Annotated in this window: 14 protein-coding genes and 1 pseudogene; 9 read left to right on the top strand and 6 right to left on the bottom strand. The window is 74.4% G+C overall.

Features of this window, described 5'->3' with window-relative positions; all coding sequences use genetic code 11:
- The first annotated feature begins 2 nt into the window (after positions 1-2).
- Positions 3-1,418: a GDSL-type esterase/lipase family protein gene (locus FIV44_RS00815; protein ID WP_141002842.1), complete on the top strand. Its 1,416-nt coding sequence runs from the start codon at positions 3-5 to the stop codon at positions 1,416-1,418.
- On the opposite strand, the gene FIV44_RS00810 is transcribed toward FIV44_RS00815, so the two are convergent.
- Positions 1,378-2,640 (bottom strand): class I adenylate-forming enzyme family protein, encoded by a 1,263-nt coding sequence (locus FIV44_RS00810; RefSeq protein WP_246086744.1) that lies wholly within the window; start codon positions 2,638-2,640, stop codon positions 1,378-1,380. The genes FIV44_RS00815 and FIV44_RS00810 overlap by 41 nt on opposite strands.
- On the opposite strand from FIV44_RS00810, the pseudogene FIV44_RS33470 reads away from it, so the two are divergent.
- From FIV44_RS33470 to coaE, 3 genes and pseudogenes are all read left to right on the top strand, one after another.
- A pseudogene (locus FIV44_RS33470) lies at positions 2,581-3,942 on the top strand (PQQ-dependent sugar dehydrogenase); the annotation flags it as partial. The gene FIV44_RS00810 and the pseudogene FIV44_RS33470 sit on opposite strands and share 60 nt — an antisense overlap.
- A 77-nt stretch (positions 3,943-4,019) precedes the next feature.
- Positions 4,020-5,534, top strand: a complete 1,515-nt coding sequence (locus tag FIV44_RS30090) for a PA14 domain-containing protein (RefSeq protein WP_181410905.1) — start codon at positions 4,020-4,022, stop codon at positions 5,532-5,534.
- A gap of 9 nt (positions 5,535-5,543) precedes the next feature.
- Complete coding sequence (coaE, locus tag FIV44_RS00790) at positions 5,544-6,131, top strand: dephospho-CoA kinase (RefSeq protein ID WP_141002840.1); 588 nt, start codon at positions 5,544-5,546, stop codon at positions 6,129-6,131.
- On the opposite strand, the gene FIV44_RS00785 is transcribed toward coaE, so the two are convergent.
- From FIV44_RS00785 to FIV44_RS00775, 3 genes are all read right to left on the bottom strand, one after another.
- Positions 6,128-7,105, bottom strand: a complete 978-nt coding sequence (locus FIV44_RS00785) for a sigma-70 family RNA polymerase sigma factor (protein WP_246086975.1) — start codon at positions 7,103-7,105, stop codon at positions 6,128-6,130. The genes coaE and FIV44_RS00785 overlap by 4 nt on opposite strands.
- 176 nt (positions 7,106-7,281) lie before the next feature.
- Positions 7,282-9,459, bottom strand: coding sequence for a S9 family peptidase (locus FIV44_RS00780; protein WP_141002838.1), 2,178 nt, complete (start codon positions 9,457-9,459; stop codon positions 7,282-7,284).
- A gap of 10 nt (positions 9,460-9,469) precedes the next feature.
- On the bottom strand, positions 9,470-10,828 hold the full coding sequence (locus FIV44_RS00775) for a DNA polymerase IV (RefSeq protein WP_141002837.1): 1,359 nt from the start codon (positions 10,826-10,828) through the stop codon (positions 9,470-9,472).
- 279 nt (positions 10,829-11,107) lie between these two features.
- Between FIV44_RS00775 and FIV44_RS00770 the strand changes: the two genes are divergently transcribed.
- From FIV44_RS00770 to FIV44_RS00755, 4 genes are all read left to right on the top strand, one after another.
- The gene (locus tag FIV44_RS00770) at positions 11,108-11,980 is read left to right on the top strand and encodes a DUF4192 domain-containing protein (RefSeq protein ID WP_141002836.1); all 873 of its coding nucleotides are present in this window, start codon (positions 11,108-11,110) and stop codon (positions 11,978-11,980) included.
- A gap of 182 nt (positions 11,981-12,162) precedes the next feature.
- Positions 12,163-13,497 (top strand): glutamate-cysteine ligase family protein, encoded by a 1,335-nt coding sequence (locus FIV44_RS00765; RefSeq protein ID WP_246086743.1) that lies wholly within the window; start codon positions 12,163-12,165, stop codon positions 13,495-13,497.
- Positions 13,498-13,547: 50 nt separating this feature from the next.
- Positions 13,548-13,835, top strand: a complete 288-nt coding sequence (locus FIV44_RS00760) for a type II toxin-antitoxin system Phd/YefM family antitoxin (protein ID WP_141002835.1) — start codon at positions 13,548-13,550, stop codon at positions 13,833-13,835.
- Positions 13,836-13,839: 4 nt separating this feature from the next.
- Positions 13,840-14,250, top strand: a complete 411-nt coding sequence (locus FIV44_RS00755; protein WP_181410904.1) for a type II toxin-antitoxin system VapC family toxin — start codon at positions 13,840-13,842, stop codon at positions 14,248-14,250.
- On the opposite strand, the gene FIV44_RS00750 is transcribed toward FIV44_RS00755, so the two are convergent.
- Positions 14,223-14,675 (bottom strand): hypothetical protein, encoded by a 453-nt coding sequence (locus FIV44_RS00750; RefSeq protein ID WP_141002833.1) that lies wholly within the window; start codon positions 14,673-14,675, stop codon positions 14,223-14,225. The two genes, FIV44_RS00755 and FIV44_RS00750, sit on opposite strands and share 28 nt — an antisense overlap.
- A gap of 80 nt (positions 14,676-14,755) precedes the next feature.
- Here FIV44_RS00750 and FIV44_RS00745 point away from each other — a divergent pair, with 80 nt between their 5' ends.
- Positions 14,756-15,568, top strand: a complete 813-nt coding sequence (locus tag FIV44_RS00745; RefSeq protein ID WP_141002832.1) for a sulfurtransferase — start codon at positions 14,756-14,758, stop codon at positions 15,566-15,568.
- A 3-nt stretch (positions 15,569-15,571) separates the two neighbouring features.
- Here FIV44_RS00745 and FIV44_RS00740 read toward each other — a convergent pair whose 3' ends face one another.
- The gene (locus tag FIV44_RS00740) at positions 15,572-17,617 is read right to left on the bottom strand and encodes an SDR family oxidoreductase (protein ID WP_141002831.1); all 2,046 of its coding nucleotides are present in this window, start codon (positions 17,615-17,617) and stop codon (positions 15,572-15,574) included.
- Positions 17,618-17,690 lie beyond the last annotated feature (73 nt).

Here is a 17,690-nt window from a genome sequence, read left to right as displayed (position 1 = left end):
GCATGCGGCTGTGGGTGCGGGCGGCGCTGTGCGCTGCCCTGGTGGCGGCGGCGCTGGTGGCCGCGCCGCCGTCGGCGCCTGCCGTCGAGCCGCTGCGGATCCTGCTGGTCGGCGACTCGGTCACCCAGGGCTCGTCCGGCGACTGGACCTGGCGCTACCGGCTCTGGCAGCACTTCGCCGACGCCGGCGTCCCCGTCGACTTCGTCGGGCCGCGCGACGACCTGCAGCCGCTGCCGGGCGAGGGACCGGAAGCGCCGTACGCCGATCCCGCCTTCGACCGCGACCACGCCGCCCGGTGGGGCATGTGGGCGCTGTTCCCCGACGTCCCGCTCGACGAGCTCGTGGCCACCTACCGGCCCGACGTCGTCGTCGAGGCGCTCGGCGTCAACGACCTGCTGCAGGGCGTCGACCCGGCCGAGGTGTCGGCCGCGGTCGGCCGGACGGTGCTCGACGCCCGCACGCAACGGCCCGACGTCGCGTTCGTGCTGGCCGAGACGAGCCAGCACTGGTTCGCCGGCGTCCCCGAGCTGAACACCCGCCTGGCCGGTGTCGCCGACGAACTCACGACGCCGGGCTCCCCGGTGGTCGTCGCGCACCTCGCCGACGGGTACGACGCCGAGCGCGACACCTGGGACGGCTCCCATCCCAACGCCCGGGGCGAGGTCCGGATCGCCGCCGCCGTCGCCGACGCCCTGCACGCCCTCGGCGTCGGTCCCGCCGCGGCGCGGCCGCTCGCCCTGCCGCCCGTGGGTCCGCAGGTGCCGGCCACGGTCACCGCCCGCGCGGGCGACGGGCAGGTCGAGCTCACCTGGACCGGCGCGCCGGGTACGACGGGCCAGGTGCTGTGGGGACGCGACGTCACCCTCGACCAGGCCTGGACCGCGCTCCCGCAGCCGGTCGCGGCGAGCGGCAGCTGGACCGGTCACTGGCTCGTCAACGGGCACACCTACGCCTACCGGCTGCAGCCGATGAAGGGCGACGACCTGCCCGACGGCGAGGTCTACTCGTCCGTGGTGACCGCCGTCCCGACGGCACCGCCGCCCGACCCGCCCGACCCGCCCGGTCCCCCCGATCCCGTCGACCCGGCCACGCCACCCACGCCAGCCACGCCCGCCGCGCCAGCGGCGCCGGCATCCGTGCTCGACAGCCCGGCCCGGCTGCGCGCCGCCGGGGTCGGCAGTCGCTGCGTGCGGCTCCGCTGGCGGGCGGTGCCGGGCGCGACGTCGTACCTCGTCGAGGCACGCACCGCCAAGCGCTGGTCGCGGCCGGTCACGGCGACCGCGAGCCGGTGGCGCGCCACCCGCCTCCCGGCGCGCCGGACCTGGCGGTTCCGGGTCCGCGCGGTGAGCGACGGCGTCGCCGGACCGCCGGCGCGGCTCAGCGTGCGGCCAGCTCGGTCCGCCGGACCTTGCCGGTGAGCGTGCGGGGGAGCTCGTCGAGGAAGGCGTACTCCTTGGGCCGCTTCGGCGGGGCCAGCTGCTCGCGGGCGAAGGCCCGCAGCGCCTCCTCGGAGGGACCTCCGGGGGCGAGCACCACCGCGGCGCAGACCCGCTGACCCCACTGCGGGTCGTCGACGCCGTACACCGCGACGTCGGCGACGCCCGGGCAGCCGCCGAGGACCTGCTCCACCTCGGTGGGGTAGACGTTGACGCCGCCGGTGATGACCAGGTCCTCGCGGCGGCCGTCGAGGTAGAGGTAGCCGTCGTCGTCGAGCCGTCCCAGGTCGCCGACGGAGAACGCCGGCCCCGCCGGCGTCGCGCGCCAGGCGGCGGCGGTCTTCTCGGGCGCGTTGAGGTAGGTGAACCGGGCGAACGGCGGCACCGTGCACCAGATCGTGCCGTCCGGGTCGGTGCTCAGCGTCCGGCCCGGGCGTGCGCGGCCGACGGTGCCGGGCCGCGCCAGCCACTCCTCGCTGCGGCAGGCCGTGAACTGTCCCTCGGTCGAGCCGTAGAACTCCCACGTCGACCCGGGCGGGAACGCGGCGATCAGCCGGTGCTTGAGGTCGGTGGGGCAGGGGGCGCCGGCGTGCGCGACCAGCCGGAAGCAGGAGAGATCCGGCACGCCGTGCTCGTCCCAGTGCGCGAACAGCCGCTGCAGGTGCGTCGGCACGCAGAACATCGTGGTCGGTCGCTCCCGCTCGATCGCCGCGGTCGCCGCGGCCGGATCGAACGGCCCGGGGATCACGATCCGGCCGCCGGCGAGCAGCGTGCCCATCGCGAACCGCAGCGGCGCGGAGTGGTACAGCGGGCTGAGGACCAGGTTCACGTCGCCGGGGGAGAAGGCCCACAGGTCGCGCTCCTCCGCGAGCAGCGACGCGGCGTCCGCGGGGGAGAGCAGGCCCGAGAAGACGCCCTTCGGCACCCCGGTCGTGCCGCTCGTGCAGTGCACCGGCCGCCCCAGCGGCAGCCCGGCCTCCGGCAGCCCGGCCGCGACCTCGGCGAGCGCGGCCTCCGACCGTACGACGAGCGCCGGCTCGAGCCCCGCGAGGATCCGCTCCTGCTCGCCCGGCGTGAGCCGCGGGTCGAGGGGGATCGGGAACACCCCGGCGGTCAGCATCCGGAGCACCGCGTCGACGTACGCGTGGGAGCCGGGTACCAGCAGCGCGACCCGGTCTCCGGGGCGCAGGGTGGGCTCGTCCATCCGGCGCATCATCGCAGGTGCTCGCGGAGCCCGATCGGACGGTGCACCCGGGACCAAGGTCCCGACCCGGGGAGTTCGGCCACCGGGGAGCGGGCGGCCGGTCAGGCTGGGACGGTGGTGCGTGCTCTCCTGACCGGCGTCGTCGCCGTGCTGACCCTCCTGTCCGGGGCGGCCGCGGTGCCGCCGGCGTCCGCGGCCGCCGCCGGGCGCCCGGAGGTGACCGTCTCGTCGACGGCCCCCGCGGTCGGCGAGACGGTGCGGCTGCGCACCCGGCTGCCCGCCGGAGCCGGCCGCATCGCCCGTCCCGTCCGGCTGCAGCGGTCCGTCGCCGGCCGCTGGGTGAGCGTCGCGCGGACCCGGAGCAACCGCCGCGGCGTCGTCCGGATCGATCACGTCGCCACCGCCGAGCCGGCCCGGCTGCGGCTGCGCGCCCCGGCCCGCCGGGTCAAGGGCCGCCGGCTCCCCGCCGTGGTGTCGCGGGTCGTCACCGTCACCGGGACCGTGACGCCCGCCCCGGTCCCCGCGCCGCCGCCCGGCCCGCCGCAGGTCGCGGTGCGGGCCGACCTCGACGGCGACCGCCTCCGGCTGACCGCGACGACCTCCGGCCGGGTCGACCGGGTCCGCTTCCTCCTCGACGGGGTGCTGCTCGCCGAGGACACCGCCGCGCCGTGGCAGGCCGAGACCCTCGCCCGCGCCGGCACGCACGACGTCGTCGCCCGCGCGCTCGGACCGGGCGGGAGCACGCTCAGCGACGCGGTCCTCGTCGACGTACCGGCGGCGCCGGTGGGCGTGGACTCCGGCGTCGCCGAGGGCTTCGCGATCGAGACGGTGCAGGGCGGCCTGTCCCTGCCCACCAGCGCCGCGGTCCTGCCCGGCGGAGCCGTGCTCGTGACCGAGAAGGCCGGACGCGTGCAGGCCGTCGAGCCCTCCGCCGGCGGCGGTCACGCCCCGCCCCGCGAGGTCCTCGACCTGCGTGCCGAGGTGTACGACGAGGGCGACGCCGGCCTGACCGGGATCGCGGTCGACCCGGACTTCGCCGCCAACGGCTTCGTCTACCTCGCCCACGTGCTGGCGGACCCCGCCGACGGGACCGGGGACCGGCACAGCCAGCAGGTCGTCCGCTACACCTGGGACGGCCAGGTGCTGCTGCCGGCGTCGCGCACCGTCGTCCTCGGCGCCGTGACCGGGCCGGACTGCTGGGCCGAGGAGGGCATCCGCACCCCCGACTGCATCCCGCTCCGCGGCGACGCCCACACCATCGGCGAGCTCGCCTTCGACGACGCGGGCCGGCTGCTGGTGGGCATCGGCGACGGGTCGCTGTACCTCACCCCGACGGCCTCGCCGGCCGCCACGAGACCCTGCGCGCCCAGGACCCCGACGTGCTGGCCGGCACCGTGCTGCGCATCGACCCCGCCACGGGCAGGGGCGTGCCGGAGAACCCGCTGTACGCCGGCGACGGGTCCGGCAACGCCTCCCGGGTGCTCGCCCTCGGCCTGCGCAATCCGTTCCGGTTCGGTGTCCACGGCGACCTGCTCGTGATCGGCGACGTCGGCGAGGGCAGCGTCGAGGAGATCGACGTCCTGGACCTGTCTGCCCCCGCCGCGGCGCCCGCCAACTTCGGCTGGCCGTGCCGGGAGGGCGACGACGACACCGCGCTCGGCGACGTCACCGACCCGGCGAGCCCGTGGCACGCCTGCGCCGCCGTGCGCGTGGACGGGGGCGCACGGGCCCCGAGCCACGCCTACCCGCACGCCACGGGCGGCGGCTCGATCACCGCGGGCACCGTCCTCGCCGACGCGTCGTACCCGGACGGCTGGCGCGGCCGCTACGTGTTCGGCGACTACGCCCAGAACCGGATCTGGGCCGCGGACATCTCCGCGGAGGGCGAGCTGACGGCGGTCGAGGTCCTCGCCGACGCCACCGCGGCCGAGGGGCCGGTGAAGTTCCTGACCGGGCCGGACGGCCTGGTCTGGACCCTGTCGATCCACACCGGGAGCCTGCGCCGGATCCGCCACACGGGCGCCGTCGCCGCCGACCAGTGTCCGGTCGGCACCTTCCGCCGCACCTTCCACGACCTGGACGGGCCCGACTCGGTGTTCGACCGGGACCTGTCCGAGATCGACCCGTACTGGCGCTGGCTCTTCCCCTACACCGAGGCTCGGCTGCCGGCGGAGCCGATGGCGGCGGCGACCTGCGAGACGGCGATCGCGCTCGACACCGACGGCTCGCCGTGGGCGACGCCGGACGCCCCGGACGACCGGGCCCACCCCGGCGACCGGTTCGGCACGGCGTGGCGCGGTCGCCTCGACCTGGCCGCGGGCACCTACCGGTTCGCGGTGCGCAGCAGCGAGTGGGTGCGGCTGTGGGTGGACGACGAGGTCGTGCACGACTTCTACGCCAACGGCATCTTCGACTCGGTCCGCGACCACGACGTGGCGCTCGCCCCGGGGACGCACACGGTCCGCGCGGAGCTGGTCCACGGCGACCAGGACACCGCGACGGCCGAGATCACCTGGGCCCGTACCGGCGGCCCGCCGGAGGTCGCGCTGACCGCACCCGCCAACGGGTACGTCGCCGCGACCGGCGAGGTCCCCTTCGCGATCGCCGTCGGCGACCCCGACGGCGACGACGAGGCCACGCTCGCCGCGCACACCGAGCTGGCGGTCGACTTCCTCCACTACTCCGGCGGCACCTATCACGCCCATCCCGTCCAGCGGCTCAGCGGGAGCCTGGTGGGCGTCGTCCACGTCGACGACGTGCACGCACCCGGCGCCGGCGTCGTACGGCTCCGAGCGAGCGTCACCGACAGCAGCGGCGCCCGCACCACCAGCGCACCCGTCTACGTCTGCTTCCCGGGCGGAGCCGTCGGCCCCTGCGCGGGCCGGGCCGGATAGGGTCCGCGTGTGCGCGTCGGACTGACCGGGGGGATCGCCTCGGGGAAGAGCACCGTGTCGTCGATCCTGCGGGAGCTGGGGGCGGTCGTGATCGACGCCGACCTGATCGCCCGCGAGGTGGTCGCGAAGGGGACGCCCGGCCTCGCGGCCGTGGTCGAGGCATTCGGACCGGAGATGCTGACGCCCGAGGGCGAGTTGGACCGGCCGAAGATGGGCGCGCTGGTCTTCGAGGACGACGCCGCACGCCGCCGCCTCGAGGGCATCGTGCACCCACTCGTCTTCGAGCGGTACGCCGAGCTCGAGGCCGCCGCGCCCCCCGACGCGATCGTCGTCCACGACATCCCGCTGCTCGTCGAGTCCGGCCGCGCGGAGGAGTTCGACGCCGTGATCGTCGTCGACGCCCACGAGGACCACCAGCTGGAGCGGATGGTCCGCGACCGCGGCTGGACCGAGGAGCACGGCCGCTCCCGGATCGCCGCCCAGGCGACGCGGGAGGAGCGGCGCGCGGTGGCGACGTACCTCATCGAGAACACCGGGACGCGCGAAGACCTCCGCCGGAAGGTGACGGAGGTCTTCGCCGAGCTGGCTGCTGCTTAAGCGGCCATGTCCGGGTCGCCGAGGCGGCGCAGCTTCTGCAGCGCCTCCCGCTCGAGCTGGCGCACCCGCTCGGCGGAGATGCCGTGCTTGACGCCGATGTCGGCGAGCTTGTGCTGCCGGCCGTCGACCAGGCCGTAGCGGGCCCGGATGATGTCGGCGGCGCGGGCGTCGAGCTGGTCGACCAGGTTGTTGAGCCGGTCGCGCGCCTCGGTGTCGAGGAAGGTCAGGTCGGGACCGGGGGCGGTCTCCTGGGCCATCAGGTCGCCCAGCGAGGTGTCGCCGTCCTCGTCGACCGGGGTGTCGAGGCTGACGTGCTCGCGGCCCCAGGCCATCAGGTCGAGGACCCGCTCGACCTCCAGGCCGAGCTCGGCGGCGATCTCGGCCGGCTCCGGGTCGCGGCCCAGCTGGCGCTCGAGGGTACGGCGGGCGCCGCCGACCTGGTTGAGCTCCTCGACCACGTGGACGGGCAGCCGGACCACCCGGGCCTGCTGCGCGATGCCGCGGGTGATCGCCTGGCGGACCCACCAGGTGGCGTAGGTGGAGAACTTGTAGCCCTTGGCGTAGTCGAACTTCTCGACCGCGCGGATCAGGCCGGTGTTGCCCTCCTGGATCAGGTCGAGCATCGGCATCTGGGCGCGGCCGTACTTGCGGGCGATGGAGACCACGAGGCGCAGGTTGGCGTTGATGAACTCCGTGACGGCCTTGCGGCCCTCCTCGGCGATCCACTCCAGCTCGGCCTCGCTGGCCTGCTTGGGGGCGCCGCCCTTGCGGCGGCCGACCCGGCCCTGGGCGAGCAGGTGCTCGGCGTACAGGCCCGCCTCGATCGTCTTCGCGAGCTCGACCTCACGGGCGGCGTCGAGCAGCGGGGTGCGGGCGATCTCGTCGAGGTAGAGGCCGACGCTGTCGCGTCCCTCGATCTCGCGCCCGCCGCTGCTGCGTGATCCGCCTCGCTTCGTGCTCGCCGGCCTCGTCATCGTGCTCGTCGTGGCCATCGCGGTCCCTCCTTCGCCCGTGCGGTGGAAGCCATCCGCACCTGTGGTCCCAACACCTCGGGTGGGTCCGGGATTCCCCGGCTCCTGGTGTTGCTCTATCCGCTTTGACGTCCGGCATCCCCCGGAAGTTGCGGTTGAGGGCGAATCTCAGGGAGTTCTCAACTTGCGGGCACGGCGTCGGCGAGGCCGAGCCGGTCCAGGACCCAGGCGAGGGTGAACGCCCGGTCCTCCCAGGCGCGGTAGCGCCCCGACACGCCGCCGTGGCCGGCGGCCATCTCGGTGCGCAGCAGCACGTCGGCGCCGGGGGCGCGGTCGCGCAGCCGGGCCACCCACTTGGCGGGCTCGACGTAGAGCACCCGGGTGTCGTTGAGGGAGGTCTCGGCCAGGATCGGGGGATAGGGGCGCTCGGCGACGTTCTCGTACGGCGCGTACCCGGCGATCCGCGCGTAGGCGACCGGGTCGTCGGACGGGTTGCCCCACTCGTCGTACTCGGGGACGGTCAGGGGGAGCGTCGCGTCCAGCATGGTGGTGAGGGTGTCCACGAACGGGACGCCGGCCACGAACCCGCCGAACGCCTCGGGCGCCTGGTTGGCGACGGCGCCGATGAGCAGGCCGCCGGCGCTGGCGCCCTCCGCGACGATCCGGTCGGCGGTGGTCCAGCCGGCGGCGACGAGGTGGCGGGCGGCGGCGATGAAGTCGTCGAAGGTGTGCTGCTTGTGCTCGAGCTTGCCGTCGTCGTACCAGTGGCGGCCCATCTCGCCGCCGCCGCGGACGTGGGCGATCGCGAACGCGGCGCCGCGGTCGAGGACGGAGAGCCGGCTGACGGCGAAGTAGGGGTCGATCGAGGCCTCGTAGGCGCCGTACCCGTAGAGGTGGACGGGGACCCGGTCGGTGCCGTCCGGTCCGCGGACGCCCTTGCGGACCACCAGCGAGATCGGGACCTGCACGCCGTCGACGGAGGTGGCCCAGAGCCGGTGCTCCTCGTAGTCGTCGGGGTCGTAGCCGCCGAGCACCGGCGCCTGCTTGCGCAGCACCAGCTCGCCGGTGCGCAGGTCGTGGTCGTAGACGGCCGAGGGCCGGGCCAGGCTGGTCATGCCGACCCGGATGGTGGGCTGCTCGAAGGCCGGGTTGCTGCCGGCGCCGACCGTGGCCAGCTCGCCGGGGAACTCCACGAGCCGGTCGCCGGTGACCGGGCTCTCCGGGTCGTCGCCGAGGTCGAGGATCCGGACCTGGCTGCTGCCGCCGCTGCGCTGCTGGACCACGAGGTGGTCCGCGAACGCGTCGACGTCCTCGAGCCGGACCGCGAGGTCGTGGGGGAGCAGCGGCCGCCAGTGCGCCGGCGCGGTCGGCACGGCGGGGGCGTGGCCGAGCTCGAACTCCGGGCCGGTCGCGTTGTGCAGCACCAGGAACCGGTCCTGGCCGCCGACCACGGCGTGCTCGAGGGAGTACTCCACGCCGTCGGTGCGGGTGGCGAAGCAGACCGGCTCGGCCTGCGGGTCGCTCGCGTCGAGGACGTGGAACTCCGAGGTGGTCTTCGAGCTGGCGGCGATCATCACGTAGCGGCGGCTGCGGGTGCGGCCGACGCCGACGAAGTAGCGGCCGTCGGGCTCGTGGAACACCAGCTCGTCGTCGGCCTGGGCGGTGCCGAGGCGGTGCCGCCAGACCTTGTCCGGGCGCCAGGCGTCGTCGACGGTCGTGTAGTAGAAGTGGTCCGCCGAGCCGCCCCACGTCACACCCCCGAGGACGTCGGTGAGGACGTCGTCGTGCAGCTCGCGGGTCGCCAGGTCCAGGACGCGGACGGTGTAGCGCTCGTCGCCGACCGTGTCGACGGCGTAGGCCAGCAGCCGGTCGTCGGGGCTCACCGAGGAGCCGCCGAGGGAGAAGAACTCGTGGCCCTCCGCCAGCGCGTCGAGGTCGAGCAGCACCTCCTCGCCGGGCAGCGCGGGCTGGTCCGGGCTGGCGTCCGCAGCGGGCTGCGGGGGAGTCCAGTCGGCTGCGCCCGATCCTGTGTCGGTGACGGGGACCCGGCAGCTGGCGCCGTACTGGCGGCCCTCGAAGGAGCGCCCGTAGTACCAGAACCCGCGCACCCGGGTCGGCACCGACAGGTCGGTCTCCAGGGTGCGGGCCTTGATCTCGTCGTAGATCCGGCCGCGCAGGTCGGCGAGACGGGCGGTGCGGTCCTGGGTCCAGGCGTTCTCCGCCTCGAGGTACGCCAGGACCGCGGGGTCCTCCTTGGCGCGCAGCCACTCGTACTCGTCGGTGCGGGTGTGGCCGTGGTTCGTCGTGGTGACCGGGTGCTGGGCGGCGCGGGGAGGGACCGGCTGATCGGCGGGCATGCCCGGAACGCTACTGCTCGGCCGGTTGCTCTTCGGAGGGCGGTCGCCAGCGCTCGAGGCCGGGATCGTCGGCGCGGAAGGTGCGCACCGGGCCCGGTGGGGTCTCGGCGGTCTCGAAGCGCACCGTCACCACTCCCTTGCCCGAGCCCCAGACCCAGCCGCGGCCGTGCTCGGCGTGCACGACGTCCATGCCGGGCGCCCAGGTCGCGTTGCGCCAGCGGGCCCCGGCCTGCTCGGGCTCCTCGGGGGCGGGCTCGTCGGCCGTCGTACCGGTGTCGGGGGTGTCGTCCTCCCCGGTCGCCGCGAACAGGTCCTCCTGGATCCAGTCGGCCAGGCCGGAGACGCCGACGCCGAGCAGCCGTACGCCGCCGGAGGTGTCGAGGTCCTCCAGCAGGGCGCGGGCGAGCCGGGCGATCGTCGCGGGGTCGTCGGTGGGCGCGGGCAGGGTCGAGGAGCGGTTGAGGGTGGTGAAGTCGTAGAGGCGGACCTTGATCGTGACGGTGCGGCCCGACAGCCCGCTGGAGCGCAGCCGCTTGGCGACCTCGCCGGCCTGGCGGGTGACGATCGCGCTCATCTGCAGGCGGTCGGTGAGGTCGTGCTCGTAGGTGCCCTCGACGCTCACCGACTTGGTCTCCCGGTCGGCGACCACCGGCCGGTCGTCCTCGGCCCGGGCCAGCTGGAACAGGCCCTGCCCCTGCGCCTTGCCGACCAGGCGGACGAGCTCGTCCTGGCTCACCCGCTCCAGCTCCTCCACGGTGTGGACGCCGGCCCGGCGCAGCCGCTCGACGGTCGCGGGGCCGACGCCGGGGATCACCGAGACGTGCAGCGGGCGGAGCAGGGCGAGCTCGGTGCCGGGCTCGATGACCACGAGGCCGTCGGGCTTGCGCAGATCGCTGGCGATCTTGGCGAGGAACTTCGACGACGCGATCCCCACCGAGGCGGTCAGCCCGCCGGTGGCCTCGCGGACCCGGGCCCGGATCTCCTCGGCGAGCGCGGTCACCGTGGCGACCTCCAGGTCGGGCAGGCCGGCCTGGGCCAGGTCGACGAAGGCCTCGTCGAGGGAGAGCGGCTCGACCAGCGGCGAGCAGTCGCGCAGCACCGCCATCACCTTCGCGCTGGTGGACCGGTAGGCCTCGAACCGGCCGGAGAGGTAGGCCGCGTGCGGGCACCGGGCGCGCGCCTCCCGGGTCGACATGGCCGAGCGGACGCCGTACACCCGGGCCTCGTACGACGCCGTCGACACCACGCCGCGCCCGCCGACGCCGCCGACGACCACCGGCTTCCCCCGCAGGGAGGGCTTGTCGCGCTGCTCCACGGCCGCGAAGAACGCGTCGAGGTCCAGGTGGAGGACCGAGGCGTGGGCGCGCATGCGACGTCACGTTAGTCGTCAGCAGTGACAGCAGGATCCCTCGTGTCTCCACAGGGCCTCCCCGCGCCGCCGTCCTCCACAGGCCCCTCCCGCCCCTCCCGCCGGTGTCGACCCTCCCGGCGAACGTCCTCGTCATGACCATCACATCCCGGACGCCCGGATCCCGCCGTCCCGCCGCCCTGACCGTTCGCGACCCCGAGGACCTGCTGGCCGCCGCGCCGGTCCTGCTCGGGTTCTGGCCCGAGGAGTCCGTCGTCCTGATGACCTTCGGCGCCCACCATCCGTTTCCACGCCCGCACCGACCTCCCGCCGGCGGCGGCGCAGGACGCCGACGTCCGCCGCGGGCTCACCGAGATCCTGCTGGAGCCGGCGCGACGGCACGGCGCCACGCACGTCGTGCTGCTCTACTACGCCGCCGACCCGGCGGCGGTGCGCTCCGTGCACCGCGCGCTGCGCCGGGAGTGTCGGCGCTCGGGGCTCGTCGTGGTCACGGCGCTGCTCGCCGACGGCACGCACTACCGCGACCTCGAGCACCCCGAGCCGGCCGCCCGGCGCCAGCGACATCGCTACGACGTGTCCGCGCATCCCTTCGTGGTGGACGCGCTGGTCTCCGGGCGGCTGGCGCACCGCTCCCGCGCCGACCTGGTCGCCTCGCTCGACCAGGACCCGCGCGCGGCGTCGGCCGTGAGCGACGCGCTGGTCGCGGGTCGGTTCGCCGACGCCGGCATCCCCACCGGCGGACGGGAGATCCGGAGCGCCGGGGAGTGGGTGCTCCACACCCTCCGTGACCTCGCGGCCGACGAGGCCGAGCCCGGCGACGCCGACCTGGCCCGGCTGCTGTGGGTGATGCAGACGCCCCGGGTCCGCGACGCGGCCTGGTCCGGCATCGAGCGCGGGACCGCCCCCGCGCACGTCCGGATCTGGGCGGACGCCGTACGCCGCGCTCCCGAGGCCCTGGCCGCCGCCCCGGCCGCCCTGCTCGGCTGGGCCGCCTGGCAGGCCGGCGACGGCGCGCTGGCCTGGGTGGCCGTCGACCGGTGCCTGCGCGCGAGCCCGGGCTACCGGCTGGCCGACTACCTCGCCGCCATCCTGCAGGGCGCCGTGCCGCCCGAGATGTGGGAGGGAGGGTTCGACTGGTCGGCGGGGCTGTGATCGTTCTCGGCGGAGGTCTGCCCGGCCGCGCCGTCGTGCCTCTAAGGTCTGTGCATGGGAGACGACGTCGCGGCCCAGGAGTTCACGCCCGCCGACCGGACCCGCTACCGGGAGAAGGTCCGCCGCTGCCTCGATGTGTTCGAGCGGATGCTGCGCGAGTCCGCCTTCGACACCGACGATCCGTGGACCGGCGTCGAGGTGGAGCTCAACCTGGTCGACGCCGCGGGGACCCGGCCCTGCGCAACGCCGAGGTGCTGGAGGCGATCGAGGACCCCGACTTCCAGACCGAGCTGGGGCAGTTCAACATCGAGCTCAACCTGCCGCCGGGGCCGCTGGCGGACGGCGGCCTGGCGGGCTACGAGACCCACCTGCGGGCCAGCCTCAACAACGCCGAGCAGCGGGCGGCCGCGGTCGGGGCCTACCTGGTGATGATCGGGATCCTGCCGACGCTCGCGCCCGAGCACCTGCGGGCCGAGGTGATCAGCGCCAACCCGCGCTACCGGCTGCTCAGCGAGCAGATCCTGCGGGCCCGGGGCGAGGACATCCTCATCGACATCCGCGGCGTCGAGCGGCTGAACGCGACGGTCGACACGATCATGCCGGAGGCGGCCTGCACCAGCACCCAGTTCCACGTGCAGGTGAGCCCCGACCAGTTCGCGTCGTACTGGAACGCGTCGCAGGCGATCGCCGGCATCCAGCTCGCGGTGGCCGCCAACTCGCCGTACCTGCTCGGCAAGCAGCTGTGGTCGGAGACCCGGATCCCGCTGTTCGAGCAGGCGACCGACACCCGGGGCGAGGAGCTCAAGGCGCAGGGCGTGCGGCCGCGGGTGTGGTTCGGCGAGCGCTGGATCACCTCGGTGTTCGACCTGTTCGAGGAGAACGTCCGCTACTTCCCGCCGCTGCTGCCGGTGATCGACGAGGAGGACCCGCTCACCGTCCTGGAGGCCGGCGGGACGCCGAACCTGGCCGAGCTGCGGCTGCACAACGGGACGATCTACCGCTGGAACCGGCCGGTCTACGACATCACCGGCGGCCTGCCCCACCTGCGCGTCGAGAACCGGATCCTCGCCGCCGGGCCGACGGTCGTCGACACGATCGCCAACGCGGCGTTCTACTTCGGCCTGGTCCGGGCGCTCGCGGACAACGAGCGGCCGCTGTGGTCGCAGATGTCGTTCAGCGCCGCCGAGGAGAACTTCCACAGCGCGGCGCGCCACGGCATCGACGCGGAGGTCTACTGGCCCGGCCTCGGCCGGGTGCGGGCCACCGAGCTCGTGGTGCGCCGGCTGCTGCCCCTGGCCCACGAGGGCCTGGCCGCCTGGGGCGTCGAGCCGGAGGAGGCGCACCGCTTCCTCGACGTCATCGAGCAGCGCTGCCTGACCGGCACCAACGCCGCGGACTGGTTCGCCCGCCAGGTGCAGCGGCGCGCCGACGCCGACCGGTACGACGCCCTGCGGGCCGTGCTGGCCGAGTACCGGACGCGGATGCACGACAACCAGCCGGTGCACACCTGGGCCTGAGGCGGCTCGTCAGCGTTGTACGACGTTGTACATCAACGTACGATTGGAGCATGTCCGTGATCAGTGCGAGTGAGGCGCGTCAGACGCTGCCGGCTCAGCTCGACCGCGTCGAGGCGGGCGAGGAGGTCTCCATCACCCGGCACGGTCGGGTCGTTGCAGTGCTCGTCAGCCCCGATGCCCTCAGGTCTCGGCGCGCCTCGAAGCTCTGGGACGAGGCCGACCGGATCGCCGACCTGTTGGAGCGTTCGCGCCACGAGCCGCTGAAGCGGGCGCCGATGGAGCCTGGACGTGTCGAGGAGCTGGTCGCCGACATCAGAGCCGGCCGGGACGCGCGGTAGCGGTGTGCTGACCGCCTTCGACGCCGACGTGCTCATCTACGCCGGTCGTGAGGGCCACGCTCTGGGCGATCGGGTAGTGGCGCTGCTGGACGATGGTCAGACGACTGCTGTCGGCTCGATCCTTCTGCTCACTGAGGTCTTGGCGAAGCCGATGCGCGAGGATCCGGTATCCGCCGAGACGACAAGCCTGATCAGTCTGCTCGGCCGGATCGACCTGCGACCTCTGGACGACACCACCGGTCGGCTTGCCCTCCAACTGGCGATCAGGCACAGGCTGCGAGTCGCGGACGCCTCTCATCTCGCCACCGCCATCGCCGCAGGCGCCGACCGGTTCCTCACCAACAACCGCAAGGACTTCCCGCAGACGATCACCGAGATCGACGTCGTCTACCCGGAGGACCTGCCGGCGGCCTGATCCGCCTGATCCGTCGGGCGCCGCAGCCGGGTCCAGCGCCGGCCCACGCCCGAGCGCGGGTCGCGCCAGGAGCGACGGGTGACGACGACCAGGTCGAGCCGGACGCCCAGCTCGGGGCCGGCGCAGCCGACGGCGGCCGCCCAGGCGAGGTCCTCGAGGTCGTGGCCCTCGGGAGTCCGGGTCAGCCAGACGAGGGGCACGGCGTCGCGCGCGAGGTGGTCGCGGCACATCGCCTCCAGCACCTCCGTGCGCAGGGCGAGGTCGAGCGACTCCTCGGGGTGGATCTCGAAGGAGCGGATCTCGCCGCCGGGGATGCCGACGTGCAGGCGCGGCGGCAGCTGGCCGCGCCCCTCGGCGGCCGCGTGCTCGCGCACGGCGCGCAGGAGCACGCGCTCGAGCAGCGCGGACACCGGCTCCTGGATCATGGACGCGAGCCTGCCCGATCCGACGCCGCCGTGGATCCGTCCTCCACAGGACCCGCCGTCGCGCCTCCTAGGCTGCTGCCATGAGGTCCGGGCTGATCAGCGTCGCCGAGCTCCGCGCCACCCGCGAGGAGGCGACGGTCCTCGACGTCCGGTACCGGATGGGTGGCCCGCCGGGGGCGGGGGAGTACGCCGCGGGGCACCTCCCCAGGGCGTCGTACGTCGACCTGGACCGCGACCTCGCGGCACCGGCCGGCGCGCGGGGCCGGCACCCGCTGCCGGACGTCGCGGTGTTCGAGGCGGCGATGCGACGGGCCGGCGTGCGCGGGGACCGGCCGGTGGTGGTGTACGACGACTGGGCGGGGCACGCGGCGGCGCGGTGCTGGTGGCTGCTGCGGTACCACGGGCACGCCGACGTCCGGGTGCTCGACGGCGGCTGGTCCGCCTGGCGGGACGCCGGGGGCGAGGTCGAGACCGGCACGGCGCCCGACCCGACCCCGGGCGACTTCACCGCCGCGCCCGGGGCGCTTCCCACGGTCGACGCCACGACGGTCCGACGGGCCGCGGTGCTGGTCGACGCGCGGGCCGCGGAGCGGTACCGCGGCGAGGTGGAGCCGGTCGACCCGGTGGCCGGGCACATCCCGGGCGCGGTCAACGTGCCGACCGGCCGCAACCTCGACGACGACGGGCGGTTCCGCGACCCGGCGGCCCTCGCGGCGACGTACGCCGAGGTCGGCGTCGTGCCCGGCGCGGACGTCGTCGTCTACTGCGGGTCGGGGGTGACCGCCGCCCACGACGTGCTCGCGCTCGAGCTGGCCGGTGTCACGGCCGCGCTCTATCCGGGCAGCTGGAGCGAGTGGGTGGCCGACCCGAGCCGGCCGGTGGCCACCGGCTGACCGCTACCAGTGCACGCCCCGGAACAGCTGGGCCAGCAGCATCTGCTCGGTCTCGCGGTGGTTCGAGGCGGGCGCCTCCTCGGCCGCGGCGGCGGCCGACGAGGCCGGCTTCCGCCCCTTGGCGGCCGCCGAGTCGGGGAACACCTGGTAGGCCAGGTTGAGCACCCGGAAGGCGGTCCGCGGTGCGATCGTGTGGGCCAGCTCGCCGGCGGTGCCGAGGGCGGTGTTGATCTCGTGCGGCTTGTCGACCATCGCCCGGATCACCACGTCCGCGGCCTGGGCGGGGGAGATGGTGGGGAACTTGTCGTAGATCTTGGTCGGCGCGATCATCGGCGTCCGCACCAGCGGCATGTGCACATTGGTGAAGGTGATGCCGTGGCCGACGACCTCCGACGACACCACATTGCTCCACGCGTCGAGGGCGGCCTTCGAGGCGACGTACGCCGAGAACCGCGGCGGGTTGGTCTGCACGCCGATCGAGGAGATGTTGACGATGTGGCCCGAGCGCTGGCTGTGCAGCTGCGGCATCAGTCCCATGACGAGCCGGATCGCGCCGAAGTAGTTGAGCTGCATGGTGCGCTCGAAGTCGTGGAACCGGTCCTGCGACAGCTTCAGTGAGCGGCGGATCGAGCGGCCGGCGTTGTTGACGACGTAGTCGACGCTCGGCAGCTCGGCGACCAGCTGCTCGCAGAGCCGGTCGATCGCCTCGAGGTCGGACAGGTCGCAGGGGAACACCTCGGCCCGGCCGCCGCGCAGCTCGATGATCGCCTTCGTGGCCTCGAGCTTCTCCTTGCCCCGGGCGACGAGGACGGGGACGCCGCCGGCCTGGGCGACCTTGAGCGCCACGACCTGGCCGATGCCGGAGGAGGCGCCGGTGATCACGACGTACCTGTCCTTCAGCGCGGCCACCGCCTTCGGGTCGCGCCCGGTGGTGTCGTCGAGGTTCTCCTCCCAGTAGCCCCACAGCGCCCGGACATAGGTCTCCAGCGGCGGGACGCTGATGCCGGAGCCGGTCAGCGCCCGCTCGGTGGCCCGGGAGTCGAAGACCGACGGGAACGACGTGTGCGCCAGCACCTCGGCGGGAATGCCGAGCCGGCCGACGGTCTGGTCGAGGACCAGCTGGGCCGGGGCGGAGCGGACCACGGCGTTCATCAGGTTGATCGGTCGCAGCGCGCGGGGGATCAGCGCGAGCGGCCCGGCGGTGGTGACGGAGCGGTCGACCGGGGTGGCGACCCGCGGCGCGCCGGCGGCCGAGCAGAAGGCGTTGATCATCTCGATCACCGGCTGCGGCTCCGGGTTGACCAGGTGGAACGCCTCGCCGTCGTGGTCGGGGAGGTGGGCCAGGTGGTCCATCGCCTTGGCGACGTAGTCGACGGGCACCAGGTTGGTGTCGCCGAGGTCGACCCCGACGAGCGGCAGCCACGCGGGCAGCGCGTCGCGCAGCCGCTTGATCAGCGGGAAGAAGTAGTAGGGACCGTCGATCTTGTCCATCGCGCCGGTCTCGGAGTGGCCCACCACGATCGCCGGCCGGTAGACGCGCCACGGGATGCGGGCCTCGTCGCGGACGATCTTCTCCGACTCGTACTTCGTGCGGTGGTACGGCGAGGGCAGCGGCTGGCCCTCCTCGAACATGGTCTCGTCGAACCGGCCGTGGTAGTCGCCGGCCGCGGCGACCGAGGACACCTGGTGGAAGCAGCCGGCCTCCAGCGCCTCGGCCAGGACGAGGGCGTTGCGGGTGCCGTCGATGTTCATCGCGTCGTTGGTCGCGTCGTCGGCGGTGATGTCGTAGATCGCGGCGAGGTGGAGGAAGTGGTCGATCTGCCCGGTGTGCTCGGCCACCCAGTCCGGGTCGACGCCCAGGCCGGGTGCGGTGAGGTCGCCGACCACGGGCTGCACCCGGTCGGACCCCCACTGCCGGATCAGCGCCTCCATGCGGGGGAGCGACGACTGCCGCACCAGCACGAAGACCGGGCCCTCCCGGTGGTCGACGAGCTCGGCGATGAGGTGGCGTCCGATGAACCCTGTGGCGCCGGTCACGAAGTAGGCCATGCGCGCACGCTACGCGCTTTTGCCGCCGGCTGGGGCGGCGGCGGGCCACTGTCGGCAGCGCGGCGGGAGGCGA

The sequence above is a fragment of the Nocardioides humi genome (assembly GCF_006494775.1).
Taxonomy (GTDB): domain Bacteria; phylum Actinomycetota; class Actinomycetes; order Propionibacteriales; family Nocardioidaceae; genus Nocardioides; species Nocardioides humi.
This window is presented reverse-complemented; position numbering and strand designations above follow the sequence as displayed.